12 protein-coding genes are annotated in these 14,059 nt (G+C 33.7%); 5 read left to right on the top strand and 7 right to left on the bottom strand.

Annotated features, from left to right (window positions below; genetic code table 11):
* The first annotated feature begins 69 nt into the window (after nt 1-69).
* From K1X16_RS14765 to secDF, 3 genes are all read left to right on the top strand, one after another.
* Nucleotides 70-723 carry a DUF4412 domain-containing protein gene (locus K1X16_RS14765; RefSeq protein WP_225036955.1) on the top strand — a complete coding sequence of 218 codons (654 nt, stop codon included), beginning with the start codon at nt 70-72 and terminating at the stop codon, nt 721-723.
* An 87-nt stretch (nt 724-810) separates the two neighbouring features.
* Nucleotides 811-1,422: a hypothetical protein gene (locus K1X16_RS14760; RefSeq protein ID WP_225036954.1), complete on the top strand. Its 612-nt coding sequence runs from the start codon at nt 811-813 to the stop codon at nt 1,420-1,422.
* Between the two features lie 156 nt (nt 1,423-1,578).
* On the top strand, nt 1,579-4,629 hold the full coding sequence (secDF, locus tag K1X16_RS14755; protein ID WP_225036953.1) for a protein translocase subunit SecDF: 3,051 nt from the start codon (nt 1,579-1,581) through the stop codon (nt 4,627-4,629).
* 431 nt (nt 4,630-5,060) lie between these two features.
* On the opposite strand, the gene K1X16_RS14750 is transcribed toward secDF, so the two are convergent.
* From K1X16_RS14750 to folE, 7 genes are all read right to left on the bottom strand, one after another.
* Nucleotides 5,061-5,561: a DUF192 domain-containing protein gene (locus tag K1X16_RS14750; RefSeq protein ID WP_195871710.1), complete on the bottom strand. Its 501-nt coding sequence runs from the start codon at nt 5,559-5,561 to the stop codon at nt 5,061-5,063.
* Nucleotides 5,561-6,385, bottom strand: coding sequence for a prolipoprotein diacylglyceryl transferase (gene lgt, locus K1X16_RS14745; protein ID WP_195871711.1), 825 nt, complete (start codon nt 6,383-6,385; stop codon nt 5,561-5,563). Before lgt ends, K1X16_RS14750 begins: the two co-directional genes overlap by 1 nt.
* 66 nt (nt 6,386-6,451) lie before the next feature.
* Nucleotides 6,452-6,685: a membrane protein insertion efficiency factor YidD gene (gene yidD, locus K1X16_RS14740; RefSeq protein ID WP_195871724.1), complete on the bottom strand. Its 234-nt coding sequence runs from the start codon at nt 6,683-6,685 to the stop codon at nt 6,452-6,454.
* Between the two features lie 51 nt (nt 6,686-6,736).
* Nucleotides 6,737-7,105 (bottom strand): four helix bundle protein, encoded by a 369-nt coding sequence (locus K1X16_RS14735; protein WP_195871712.1) that lies wholly within the window; start codon nt 7,103-7,105, stop codon nt 6,737-6,739.
* 169 nt (nt 7,106-7,274) lie between these two features.
* Nucleotides 7,275-8,753, bottom strand: a complete 1,479-nt coding sequence (gene cysS, locus K1X16_RS14730; RefSeq protein ID WP_225036952.1) for a cysteine--tRNA ligase — start codon at nt 8,751-8,753, stop codon at nt 7,275-7,277.
* Between the two features lie 61 nt (nt 8,754-8,814).
* The gene (locus K1X16_RS14725; RefSeq protein ID WP_225036951.1) at nt 8,815-9,174 is read right to left on the bottom strand and encodes a four helix bundle protein; all 360 of its coding nucleotides are present in this window, start codon (nt 9,172-9,174) and stop codon (nt 8,815-8,817) included.
* Nucleotides 9,175-9,226: 52 nt separating this feature from the next.
* Nucleotides 9,227-9,904 carry a GTP cyclohydrolase I FolE gene (gene folE / locus K1X16_RS14720; RefSeq protein WP_225036950.1) on the bottom strand — a complete coding sequence of 226 codons (678 nt, stop codon included), beginning with the start codon at nt 9,902-9,904 and terminating at the stop codon, nt 9,227-9,229.
* Nucleotides 9,905-10,099: 195 nt separating this feature from the next.
* Here folE and K1X16_RS14715 point away from each other — a divergent pair, with 195 nt between their 5' ends.
* Nucleotides 10,100-10,555 (top strand): hypothetical protein, encoded by a 456-nt coding sequence (locus K1X16_RS14715; protein ID WP_195871716.1) that lies wholly within the window; start codon nt 10,100-10,102, stop codon nt 10,553-10,555.
* 97 nt (nt 10,556-10,652) lie between these two features.
* The coding region (locus K1X16_RS14710) for a PKD domain-containing protein (protein WP_225036949.1) at nt 10,653-14,059 on the top strand (3,407 nt) is incomplete at its 3' end.

Raw genomic sequence — 14,059 nt, 5'->3', positions numbered from 1 at the left:
AAACCTTACTGACATAATTTTGTTGGTAAGGTTTTTGTTTACTTACAATAAATAATAAAAATAAAATTTATGAAAAAAATATTATTACTAAGTTTAGCTTTAATGTTGAGTGTTGTTGCAGTAGCACAAGACAAACTTAATGAGGGAGTTTTAATTGCAAAGCAAACGATGTCTAGCGATAACGAGCAGATGAATGCACAATTACAAGCTATGGGAGATTCGCAAGCTACAACCTACTTTAAAGATGATAAGTCACGCAGTGAAACAAGTAGTCCTATGACTGGTGACATGACTATAATTGTTGATGGTACAGAAAAGCAAATGCTAATGTTATTAGATCAAGGGATGGGTAAGAAGTATATGTTGCAATCTTTTGAGCCAAGCGAAGTAGATTTAAAGAACGTAAGTGTAGAAAAGGGAGATGAAACAAAAACCGTAATGGGTTACGAGTGTCAACAATACTTTGTAAAAATGAAACAAAACGGACAAGATGTAGAGATGCAAATGTTTACAACAGAACAAATTTCTGCATTCAGCCACAATACGACAGCAATGGGAGATAAGATTGATGGATATCCGCTTTATTTCATTATGACTATAAACCAAATGGGAGCAAATATTGTAGTGACATCAGAAATTACTGAGATTAAAGAAGAGTCGGTTTCAGATGATAAGTTAAGCCTAACTCCACCTGAAGGGTACACAAAAATGGAAGGTATGTAATCGGTTTATACTAAACGATATATACGTTAAACGAACTGAAGTACTCTCAATATTTATTGGGAGTATTTTTTTGTCTATATTTGGCGCATGAAAACCAAACTGCATTTTGGGCTAATAATTTTACTCTTAGCGTTTTTAGGAACGTACTTAGAGCAAAATACGCTACCCAATCAACAGATTGTAATTCAATTTTCTGATGACGATATTTCTACAAAAGACACAGAAAATGCTATTGAAGTTATTCAAAATAAACTCGAAAGTATTGGTGTTACACACATTCAAATAGGTCAAAAGAACGACGGAGAACTTAGAATAATTTACCATAGCACTACTGCTGTAGAGCACATTCAGAATGCACTTTTTAATGTTGAAGATGTAAACATTGCCTACAATTCAACTGAAAATCATACCAATAATTTTCCCGATCATAAAAACCATAAAGATTACGAACTTAATATTACTGAAATTAAGATAAGTAATAATCTTAATTGGGATTTTGAGCGAACTCAGGTTGTAGAAGTTAATCAGAAAACAGACCGTTTTTTATACCATAAGACGCATAGTTCTGGTAATCAATTTCAACATATTGAAAATAATTTTACCATCAAGCTTGCTGTTTGTTTTAGTCGAACAACAACGATCGAAACAGACAATAATTCTTATATCATTCCTGAAGTTAGAGCAGGACCAATCGTATAAATGGAATTATATCATCTGAAATAAATTCCACATCACTTCACATAGCTTTTATCAATCATAAAGCTAAAAATCAATTTATAAAAAAACATTGTCGGATTATAGCGTAAACTCTATATTTGCGCGATTAAAAAATTTCGACATTAAATAAAAATAACAATGCAAAACAAAGGAATAATTAAGCTTTTTGCACTTCTATTTGGTTTGGTAAGTATTTATCAATTATCATTTACTTTCAAAGCCAATCAAATTGAAGATAACGCAGAAGCAGCAGCAATTTCAAAAATTGCTGATACAGAAGAAGATTATCAAACAAAAAGGAATTTAGAAACGATTAACTATTTAGATTCTTTAAAAACGTCAAAAGTTCAAGTTGGTGATAACTTTGAGTCTATAGGTGTTTACGATTTGGGTATTGCAGAATACACCTATGCTGATGTAGAAAATAATGCTATGAACCTTGGTTTAGACCTTAAAGGTGGTATTAATGTCATACTTCAGATTTCAGTAAGAGATATCTTAAAAGGCTTAGCAAATAATAGTAAAGATCCCATTTTTAATAAAGCGTTAGATGATGCTGAATTATTACAAACAAACGCACAAGAATCTTACTTGGAGTCCTTTTTTAGAGCCTTTGATGCTATTAAAGGAGATACAAAATTAGCGTCGCCAGATATTTTTGCAAATCGTACGTTAAGTGACGAGATTAAATTTGATATGTCAGACAATGAAGTTAAAGGCATACTTGAAACAAAAATTGATGAGTCTATCGTTTCGGCATTTGAAGTATTACGTAAACGTATCGATAAATTTGGTGTAACATCTCCAAACATTCAACGTTTAGGGAACTCTGGTCGTATTCTTTTAGAGTTACCTGGAGCTAAGGATATTGAGCGTATTAGAGATTTAGTAACAACTACAGCTCAATTAGAATTCTGGGAAACTTATAAAACGGAAGAAGTTTTACCTTATTTAATGGAAGTTAACCAAAATTTGGTTGAAGAAAATAAGAAAAACGAAGCTACGGAAGAGGTTGCAGATGTAACCGAAAATGAAGAAGGCGTAACCTCTAGTGCAATTGACGAATTAACAGGGCAAATAGAATCCGATTCTACTAATGTTGCTGATATTAATCCATTAGGTATTCAAGGATACGGAAATGGTGGTTCTGTTGTTGGTATGTTCTTAGCTAAGGACAGAGATAAGGTAATGGAGCATTTAAATTCTTCAAAAAATAGAGCAGCTTTACCAGCAGAAATGCGATATGTAAAGTTTGTTTGGGGACTTCAGAATGAAGATTCTGAATTTTCAGAATTGTACGCTATTAAAGGTAACAGAGATGGTGAACCTCAATTAAGTGGAGATGTAATTACTAGTGCAGATCAAGATTACGATCAATTAAGTAGACCTGCAGTAAGTATGCAAATGAATTCTAAAGGAGCTAGAATTTGGGAAGAAATGACCAAAAAAGCATACGAAACTCAAGGGTTTATTGCTATTGTTTTAGATAATACAGTGTATTCTGCACCAAGTGTATCATCTGGTCCTATTGCAGGAGGTAGATCTCAAATTTCTGGATCATTCTCATTAACTGAAGCGGTCGATTTAGCCAACGTTTTAAGAGCTGGTAAATTACCTGCTTCTGCACAGATTGTGCAAGCTGATGAAGTTGGACCATCACTTGGTCAAGAAGCTATTGATAGTGGAATGAAATCCTTCCTTATTGCTTTAGTATTTGTATTACTTTGGATGATTTTTTACTATGGTAAAGCAGGTGGTTTTGCAGATATCGCATTGTTATTAAACATCTTATTAATCTTTGGTGTCTTAGCAAGTTTAGGAGCTGTATTAACCTTACCAGGTATTGCAGGTATTGTATTAACGATAGGTATATCGGTCGATGCAAACGTACTTATCTTTGAGAGGATTAAAGAAGAGTTAGCCAAAGGCAAATCGCAAAAAGAATCTATTAAAGATGGTTTCTCTAATGCCTTATCTTCAATTTTAGATGCAAACATTACAACAGGTTTAACGGCTTTAATTCTATTTGTATTTGGTACAGGACCAATTAAAGGATTCGCAACAACTTTAATCATTGGTATTTTAACATCGCTATTTACAGCAATTTTTATTACGCGTTTATTAGTAGATTGGTATGTAAATAGAGGAGGTAAATTAGATTTCTCAACAAGTATTACTAAGAACTTATTTACAAATGTAAATATCGATTTCTTAAAAAAGCGTAAGATTGCTTATGTGATTTCAGGAATAATGATTGTAGGAAGTTTAGGATCATTGTTTACAACTGGATTAGATGAAGGTATTGATTTTGTTGGAGGACGAACATACCAAGTGCGTTTTGCACAAGATATGAGTGTAGAAGAAGTTAAAACCGATCTTCATGGAGTATTTGAAAGTGCAGAAGTAAAAACAATTGGAGGACCAAATCAATTAAAGATTTCTACAAAGTATAAAATTGAGGATAGTTCTATTGAAGCAGATGAAGAAGTTCAGTCAATGTTGTTTACGGCATTACAGAAATATCTACCAGAAGGTATGACTTACCAACAGTTTTTAGATGGTTCAGGTGATGAGAAAATAGGTAAAATGATGTCTAGTAAAGTAAGTCCAACTATTGCCGATGATATTAAAAGTGCTTCGGTTTGGGCTATATTAGGGTCGTTAGTTGTTGTATTCTTATATATCTTGTTTAGATTTAAGAAATGGCAATTCTCTCTTGGTGCTGTTGCTGCCGTTTTCCATGATGTATTTATTGTATTAGGAATTTATTCTATAACATGGAGATTTATGCCATTTAGCATGGAGATTGACCAGACGTTTATTGCGGCAATCTTAACAGTTATTGGTTACTCTCTGAATGATACCGTTGTAGTATTTGATAGAATTAGAGAGTATTTTAATGAAAACTTAGGTTGGAAATTTGATACAACCATTAATAAATCTATAAATAGTACTATTAGTAGAACATTAAATACATCGCTAACAACTTTAGTAGTGTTATTAGCCATGTTCTTATTTGGTGCAGATTCGCTAAAAGATTTATTATTTGCCTTAATCGTAGGTGTTATAGTTGGTACGTACTCTTCAGTATTTATTGCAACACCAATTATGTACGATACAGCTAAAAAAGGTAATGCAACTGAAGCGCTTAAGGACAAAGCGAAAGACGAAGAGCTTGAGGAAGCTTAAGCTTTAAATTATAATTAGAATGACACACTCAGCGTAAGCAAAGTGTAGTTTAAATATCAAAAATGCCTTTCTTAATTGGAAGGCATTTTTTTTTGTTTACAATGCTAAAACGTTACGTGGTTATAATGAGGGATATGTTTTTGTATGTCTTAGTGTAAAATCCATAGTGTTGGATTCTCCGAGTTGAATAAAAGCCTGATAAAGTCTACTTCATACGATATCCTGTTTTTTTAAATACAATGCGTATGAGAAGCTGGTTACTGGTTGTAAGTCGCTATTCTAATGTCGGTTTGATTCAATTATAAGTCCTAATCTTATGTGCTAGAATAGGCCTCTAGTTAAGGAATAGTATCACAAAATTGTATAATTAGAACTATTAAAAAGATTCTATACCTTAATTATTGAATAAATAAGGAAAGTGCAATAGAGCGTTACTCTATAGTTTCAAAAGAAATCTTGTCACCAACTGCCAATTGCCAAGCATCAGACAATCCTCCGTTAATCTCTAAAACATATTTCGCAGGAGCCTCAGAAGGTAGTGATGTTTCATCCATAGGCTTTGCATTTTTTTGAAAGCTCACTATGGTTTTAGCTTCGTCTATATAAATAATGTCTAAAGGTATTTTAGTATTTTTCATATAAAAACTACGCATTTGTACATTAGGAAATATAAACAACATACCGTGGTTAGTTTCAAGTTTATCTCTATACATTAACCCTGTTTGGGTTGAATATTCGTCATCTGCAATTTCAATATCTATAGTTTTTATTATAGAATCAGAATCTGCTTTTTTTAACGTCAGTGTGCCTTCCTTTTTAAAGGTAACAACAACTTTGTCTGTAGAGATTGTTTTCTTTTCCTCTTTACAAGATGAAAACATCACTAGTGCAAAAACAATACATAAAGATTTTAAAACGAGTTGAGTACGCATTAGTTCAATTTTGTTTTAGGTTTATAGATAAACATAAAGTATAATCCTATTAATATAAACGGAATACTCAACCATTGACCTGTATTCAATACCCAATCCGCACGCTCTATATTCTGTGCTTCTTTTACAAATTCCACAAAGAATCTTACGGTCCAAAGCAATACTAAAAACAGTCCGAATAAAAATCCTTGTTGTTCCGATTTTTTAGTTTTCCAATAGAAATAAAAGAGGATTAAAAAGACAAAAACATAGCAAAAGGCTTCATATAATTGCGCCGGATGTCTTGGTGCAGTTTCGCCTAATTGTTTAAATACAACACCAAAATCACTTCCTGTATATTTTCCTATAATTTCAGAATTAATGAAATTTCCGATTCTTACAAATACAGCACCTAATGCAACAGGAATTACAACACGATCTAAAATCCAGAGTACTGTTTTGTGTAATACCTTTTTATTGTAAAGAAACATAGAAATTATCATTCCTATTGCAGCGCCATGACTTGCTAAACCTTGAAAACCGGTAAATTCAAATCCGCCAGTAAACTTGAATGGTAAAAAGATGCTAAAAAAGTCTTCGGAAATTAATTCTGGTTGGTAGAAAATTACATGACCTAATCTTGCTCCAAGCATAATACCTAAAACCGAATAGATAAATAAGGAGTCTAAAGATTCATCAGTTTCCCCTTCATTTCTATAAATGCGCTTTGTAATGTAGAAGCCTAAAATAAAGGCTGCTATCCACATTAGACTGTAAAAGTGAAGTTTAAAAAATCCTAAATCAATAAACTTTATAGGATCCCAATCCATCTGTAATAAAAACATAGTTAATTCTCTTTATGCCGTAAATATAATATTTTGATACCGATTGAAAATGAGATTAACGTAATATTAATCTTCTTTTGGAGGAACAGGATCAAAACCTTTGCCGCCAAATGGATGACAACTAAAAATCCGCTTTACAGCTAACCAACCTCCTTTAAAGAAACCATGAACTTCTAATGCTTCTTTAGCGTAATGAGAACAAGTGGGTTGATATCTGCACGTCGCAGGTGTAAACGGTGAAATTACGGTCTGATAGATTTTAATCAGTAATAAGAAAGGATATGTTAGGATTTTTTTGATGTGAAAGTATGTTAATTTGTTTGTTGTTGAGTCGTTTGTTGCAAAAACAGGTTACGGTTTAGTTGTAAAAAAGCTTTTGCGGAGTGCATTGATTTTATTTGTTATCGATTCGATATCTTTTCTCATAGTCTTATATGAATCTTCAGAAATAAATCCTAATTCCTTTGAAATTATAGATTGATTTAAGAGTTCAATGGCCGAACTATAAGAAATAGTCATAAAGTGTGCTTTGTCTTTTTTTGTTAATCTAGAAGTTCCTTCTGCTAAATTTGAAGATACGGAAACTGAGCATCTTCTCATTTGTGAGGTCAATCCAAATTTTTCTTCTTTTGGAAATAAATCAGTTGTTTTATAGGTTTTGATTGCTAATTGAATTGACTCTTGCCAAACTTTTAATTTTTCGAATGAATAAACATGCATGGTTTCAGGTTTTAGGTTAGAAACATCAATTTAATCATTATTTTTTAGAGAGAAGTCCTACTGTTAGTTGTTTAAGTATTAAGTTGTTCCGTTCAATATGTGAATTGAGTTTTTATGTAAACCTTCAACTTAACAACTTAACAACTTAACAACTTAACAACTTAACAGTTTAAAAAGTAAAAGTAGTTCCCTCCCTACTATCTTTAAGTTGAATTCCTGCTTCAGCTAATTCGTCTCTAATTTTATCAGACAGCGCAAAATCTTTGTTTAATCGCGCTTCTTTTCTAAGCGCAATTAAAATTTCAACAGCACTAGTCAATTTATCACTACCTGTACTTTCTTTTGAAATATTTACCAAACCGAGGATATCAAATACAAAAGCTTCTACGGTTTCTTTTAAAGTAGCCAAGTCTTCTGCTGTTATACTAGCACTACCATCTTTAATTTGATTTATTATTTTCACGGCTTCAAAGAGTGAAGCAATTAAAATAGGAGTATTAAAATCATCGTTCATGGCATCATAGCATTTCTGCTTCCAATCAGATACATTAAATGAAGATGACGAACTCGTTTTTAGATTGTCAATTAAACCTATAGCATCCATAAGTCTATGAAACCCTTTTTCGGCAGCAGCTAAACCATCGTCTGTTAAATCTAAAACACTTCTGTAAGATGCTTGCATTATAAAAAAGCGCACTACACTTGGATTATACGCTTTAGACATAATATCATTATGGCCAGAAAGTAGTTCTGCCGGATTAATATAATTTCCGGTCGATTTACTCATGCGTGCGCCATTAAGTTCTAACATATTAGCATGCATCCAATATTTAACTGGTGCTTGTCCTTTTGCTGCTTGATTTTGAGCAATCTCACATTCGTGATGTGGGAATTTTAAATCCATTCCACCACCATGAATATCGAAAAACTCGCCCAAATATTTTGTGCTCATGGCTGTACATTCTAAGTGCCAACCAGGAAATCCATCACTCCATGGAGAAGGCCAACGCATAATATGTGTCGGTTCCGCTTTTTTCCAAAGTGCAAAATCTTGTGGGTTTCTTTTATCACTTTGGCCGTCAAGTGCTCTCGTGTTATGAATTAAATCTTCTAATTTTCGTTTGCTTAAAATACCATATTCGTTAGATTCATTGTATTTATGAACATCAAAATAAACAGAACCATTTACAACGTAAGCAAAACCATTATCTATAATAGATTGTATTAATTCTATCTGCTCAATAATATGTCCTGTTGCTGTTGGCTCAATACTTGGTGGTAAAAAATTAAAAGTATTTAATACATTATGAAAATCTACGGTATAGCGTTGAACGATTTCCATAGGTTCAATGGCTTCTAATCGTGCTTTTTTTGTGATTTTATCCTCACCTACATCTGCATCGTTTTCTAAATGTCCAGCATCTGTAATATTACGCACGTAACGCACTTTGTAGCCGAGATGTTTTAGGTAGCGAAAAATCATATCAAAAGACATAAATGTTCTCACATTTCCTAAATGAACATTGCTGTAAACAGTAGGTCCACAAACGTACATGCCAACATAACCGTCAGTTATAGGTTGAAAAACTTCTTTTTCACCGGTAAGTGTATTGTATATTTTTATTTGCTGATTACTGTATAGGTGCATATCGTGGGTCGTTTGATGTAAAGGTGTTAAGTCGATTGAATAGGCGGAACATTTGATTAAATTACTTTAAAAAATGATTTCTTAACGCATTAATTTTATTGGTTATAGATTCGACATCTAATCTAATATTTTTATAATTTTCATCAGAAATAAATATTAGTTCTTTTGAAATTATAGCCTGATTTAATAATTCTAAAGTAGAACTATATGCCATGGTCATAAAATGAGCTTTGTCTTTATTTGTTAATCTAGCTGTGCCTTCAGCTATATTTGAAGAAACTGAAACTAAACTACGTCTCATTTGAGAAATTAATCCAAATTTTTCTTCTTTAGGAAATAGGTCTGTTGTTTTGTACGTTTTTACTGCTAATTGAATAGCTTCTTTCCAAACTTCTAATTTTTCAAATGAGTATAAATGCATAAGTATTGTATTTCAACTTAACAACAAACGGCTTAACGTCATACAAAACTAGTTAGAAATGTGTTTCCAGCTTAATATAGTCTAAAAGTTCTCGGCGTGTTTCTTTCGCTGTGAATTGGCCACCAAATTCTGAAGTTACAGTGCTACTTTCAATATCTCTAATACCACGAGAATTAACACACAAGTGTTTAGCGTCAATAACACAAGCAACGTCTTCTGTCCCTAATACCTCCTGAAGTTCTTTTACAATTTGAATGGTTAATCGTTCTTGAACTTGTGGGCGTTTAGCGTAATAATCTACAATTCTATTCATTTTAGAAAGACCTACTACGGTTCCGTTAGAAATATACGCAATATGAGCTCTTCCTACAATTGGAAGTAAATGGTGCTCACAAGTAGAATACACTGTTATGTTTTTTTCAACAAGCATTTCACCATATTTATACTTATTGTCAAATGTTGAAGCACTAGGTTTTTTGTTAGGATCTAAGCCACCAAAAATCTCATTAACAAACATTTTAGCAACTCGGTTTGGCGTGCCTTTAAGGCTATCGTCATTTAAGTCTAAACCTAATGTTTCTAATATATGTTTAACATCACCTTTGATGCTTTCTATTTTTTGGGTGTTTGAAAGCTTAAAAGCGTCAGGTCTCAAAGGAGTTTCGCTCGATGATCCTATGTGGTCATCTCCTAAAGCATCAATATCGTTAAAATCACTTTCGATTTTCATTGCAAATTTGTTGTTACCGGTTTTTAAAAACGAGATGCAAAGATAAACAATAAAAATAGTTTCATTAAGGTAGGAGTTTTATAATTATAGCTGTTATATAAGTAAAACCGTTAAAACGCCAATATCCTTGACGAATTAACTATCGATTTCCTAAAATTTTCTTAATTTTCGAAATTCTAATATTCTGAATAACCTATGAAAAAATTACTCTTTATTTCTGCGTTGATACTGATGCCTTTATGTGTTTTTAGTCAACAATCAAATCATAAAAATCCATTACCATTAGCAAAATATGAGGATAACGTTAAATTGCCATTAACTGCTATTGAGCGAGCTCAAATCATTGAAGCTTATGGGGATTCTGCGGAAAAACTTGTTTTTAGTAAACCAAATCGACTTAAAAGTATAAAACACATTCTTAGAAATAGGGTCGTAATTAAGTTGATTACTAATGAAAATGAAAAGAAGCCTTGTCCTAAATTATCGGAGATGGCTGAGGCAGTTGGTTTAGATTATAGTCAAGAAGAAGCTTTTAATCCTAACAATTTTAATCCTTTAAAATACGGATTAAATTTTTATTCACGATCTGCAGCGATGTATCAAGTTGATGATACAAATTATTACATAATTGTAAAGTCTCAATATCAATAAAAATATACTCTGAATTCGAGTGATATATCTATTATTAAAAGGGGGAATGATTAATTGCGAAAAACATTTGTCCCTTTATAACAATAAAATTAATCCTATGAAATATTTATTTACCCTAATCCCTCTATTATTTTCATCGCTTCTATTGGCTCAAGATATAAATATGCAAACAGCAACAGTTAACCAATGTGGTGGTGTTTTTTATGATTCGGGTGGTGAATTTGGTAACTATGACAATGATGAAGATTTTGTTTTGACGATTTGTCCTGAAACAGCAGGTCAGAAAATCAAAATTGACTTTATAACATTTACAACCCAATTAGGTGCGACTCCAGATGTAATGGAGATATTTGATGGAGACTCTGTCGCAGCAGATTCTTTTGGTCAATTTTCAGGTACAAATAGTCCTGGATTAGTACAGGCAACACCAGACAATACGTCTGGTTGTATTACAATTCAATTTATTTCAAGTGATTCTGGAAGTGTAGACGGATGGGAAGCAAATATTTCATGTTTAACACCATGTCAGACCATTAATGCTCAGTTAGATTCAGCGAGTCCAACCCCTAATTCAGATAACTATATTTGGGTTTGTCCAAATGAAGAAATTACTTTAACGGGAAGTGGTGATTTTTCTATCGATGGAACTGGTGCGACGTATGAATGGGATTTAGGTGATGGCACTACGGCAGCAGGTCAAACAGCAACATTTTCGTATCCAGATCCTGGAGTTTATATCGTGAATTTAAATATACGCGATGCAAATACATCAATAAACCCGTTAGGGTGTGAAAACAATAATTTAATAAACCAAGTAATTCAAGTTGCCACCGAACCAGATTTTACTGGTACTCAAGCGGCCAATTCGATACTTTGTTTTGGTGAAAGTACAGATATTATTGGGGAAGTTGAAGCCGTTGAGTTTATTAATGACTGTACACCTCCTGTGAGTGGTGTAACGTTTTTACCAGACGGAAACGGAGTGAGCTATGAAACGTCTATAACTGTAGATTGTTATGATTCTGATCAAACACTAACAGACCTTAGTCAACTAGAAAGTATTTGTGTAACGATGGAACATTCCTATTTAGGAGATTTAGATATTGAAATAATTTCACCTACCGGACAAGTGGTAAGACTGCATGACCAAGGTGGTACTTCAGCTAATTTAGGTGAGCCTTGGGCAACAGGTACTGTTGATGGTGAGAGTAGCAATACAACACCGGGAAGAGGTTATCAATATTGCTTTGTGCCAGATGGAGGATTTCCAACTTTGGTTGGAGGTATTCAAAGCGGAGGAGTGTTCGTAGATGGAGATGGTCCAGATACTTATACAGATTCTTTCGTGCCTGCAGGTAATTACAGTTCAGTATCTCCTTTGGATGGTTTAATTGGTTCAGATTTAAATGGCGACTGGACAATTAGAATTATCGATAATCTTAGTGCCGATAACGGTCATATTTTTGCATGGAGTATTGAGTTTGATCCAAATCTTCAACCTCCAGAACTTTCATTTACACCTACAATTACTTCTGAGGCATGGGATACGGATCCAACAATAACAAATACAGCAGGAAACATTATTACAGTTCGGCCTCAAACTGCAGGTCAATTTTGCTATACTTATAGAGTTACTGATGATTTTGGATGTGAATACACAGAAGAGGTTTGTATAGATGTGTTGCCAGAGTTTATTACTGAAAGCCCAAACGATTTATATGTATGTGACACAGGGACTCCACCTTATATTTTTAATTTAGAATCGAATACAGCTGTGGTTCTTGCGAGTGCCACAAATGCCTCCAATCTCGTGGTGACATATCATAATTCCCAGGCTGATGCAGATACAGATGCAGCGTCTATCGCAGATTCAGGAAATTATACAGGAACAGATGGTGAAACGATTTATGTTAGAATTGAATATTTAAATACTGGATGCTATGAAGTATTCCCTTTTACATTAAATGTAGCCGGTCAACCTACTATTAATCCAGTTTCAGACTTAGAGTTATGCGACGATACAAGTAACGACGATTCTGCAACTTTTGATTTGAGTTCACAGACCTTAGGAATTTTAGGATCTCAACCATCAACAGACTTTACGGTAACCTACCATTTAAGTTTTGCAGAAGCAGATTCAGGAGATGGAGCTTTACCATCAGATTTTACCAATACAGAAAATCCGCAACCGATATTCGTGAGAGTAGAGAGTTCAGGAGATTCTGATTGTTACAATGCCTCAGCGACGGCACTTTTCAACTTAGTAGTAAATGACAGAGCACTAGCTACCACACCAGATAATATGGAAGTTTGTGATGATGTGAGTAATGATGGTTTTGCAACCTTCGACTTAAGTAGTCAAGAAGGAGCTATTTTAAACGGTCAAGATTCTACAATATATAATGTTTCGTTTCATATTTCGCAAGATGACGCTGATGACAACGCAGATGCTTTAGCAACCAACTATACAAACGCAACAGCTAATTTAGAAACCATTTATGTTAGAGTAGAAGACCCAGCGTACCCAAGTTGTTATAGCACTACAAGCTTCGATTTAATAGTAAATGCCCTTCCAGATGTTGTGGCAGTAACACCATTGCAAGTATGTGATGATGATACTGATGGATTTGTAGGCTTTCCACTAAGTGATAAAGAAGCAGAACTGTTAAACGGACAAACAGATGTAGCTGTGTCTTATCATGAAAGCTTAGTAGGAGCAGAGACAGATACTGTTGAGATATTTGATGGTTACATGAACACAACGGTAACCAATCAAACCATATATGTACGATTAGAAAACACCATTACCAACTGTTATAATGTTAATAGTCTTATACTCGAAGTTTTAGAAAACCCAATAGCTAACACCACAACACCGTTAGAGGTTTGTGATGACAATACAGATGGAATAGCCGAATTTGACCTTAGTGTAAAAGATGCAGAAATAATAGGATCTCAGACAGGTATGATCGTCAATTACTACGATAGCCAAGCCGATGCAGAAGCAGGAGGAAGTCCATTACCAACCAATTACACCAATACTCAAGCAGGTGCTCAAGAAATAATAGCACGTATAGAAAATGCTACAACAGGCTGTTATGCCACAACACCACTTCAGTTAATTGTAAATCCAAAACCGTTAGTTTTAGATGTCACCAACTATGAGTTGTGTGATGAAAATACACCAGGAGACGAAGAAGAGACTTTCGATTTATCTACAAAAACAGCAGAGATTTTAGGAGCGCAAGTCAATGTTACTGTCAGTTATTATGCCAATGCAGCAGATGCAAATACTGGGACTAACCCAATATTAGGATCTTATTCTAATACCAGCAATCCACAAACTATAACAGCAGTTCTTACTAATACTATAACGGGTTGTACATCACGTCTAAATTTTGATTTAGTAGTTAACCCTTTACCAACAGTAATCGCACCAACGGCATTAGAAGTCTGTGATGATGGCACACCAGACGGTATAACAGAAATGGATTTAAGCCTTAA

The organism is Winogradskyella sp. SM1960 (genome assembly GCF_020179375.1).
GTDB lineage: Bacteria > Bacteroidota > Bacteroidia > Flavobacteriales > Flavobacteriaceae > Winogradskyella > Winogradskyella marina.
Note: the sequence above shows the minus strand (reverse complement) of the source record. Positions and strands in the feature narration are given on the sequence as shown.

Coding starts and splice junctions, on each gene's coding strand:
- K1X16_RS14750 (WP_195871710.1), bottom strand. CDS start 5,561: ATGCGTACTCAACTCGTTTTAAAATCTTTATGTATTGTTTTTGCACTA.
- K1X16_RS14765 (WP_225036955.1), top strand. CDS start 70: ATGAAAAAAATATTATTACTAAGTTTAGCTTTAATGTTGAGTGTTGTT.
- K1X16_RS14735 (WP_195871712.1), bottom strand. CDS start 7,105: ATGCATGTTTATTCATTCGAAAAATTAAAAGTTTGGCAAGAGTCAATT.
- K1X16_RS14725 (WP_225036951.1), bottom strand. CDS start 9,174: ATGCATTTATACTCATTTGAAAAATTAGAAGTTTGGAAAGAAGCTATT.
- folE (WP_225036950.1), bottom strand. CDS start 9,904: ATGAAAATCGAAAGTGATTTTAACGATATTGATGCTTTAGGAGATGAC.
- cysS (WP_225036952.1), bottom strand. CDS start 8,753: ATGCACCTATACAGTAATCAGCAAATAAAAATATACAATACACTTACC.
- K1X16_RS14760 (WP_225036954.1), top strand. CDS start 811: ATGAAAACCAAACTGCATTTTGGGCTAATAATTTTACTCTTAGCGTTT.
- K1X16_RS14715 (WP_195871716.1), top strand. CDS start 10,100: ATGAAAAAATTACTCTTTATTTCTGCGTTGATACTGATGCCTTTATGT.
- lgt (WP_195871711.1), bottom strand. CDS start 6,385: ATGTTTTTATTACAGATGGATTGGGATCCTATAAAGTTTATTGATTTA.
- secDF (WP_225036953.1), top strand. CDS start 1,579: ATGCAAAACAAAGGAATAATTAAGCTTTTTGCACTTCTATTTGGTTTG.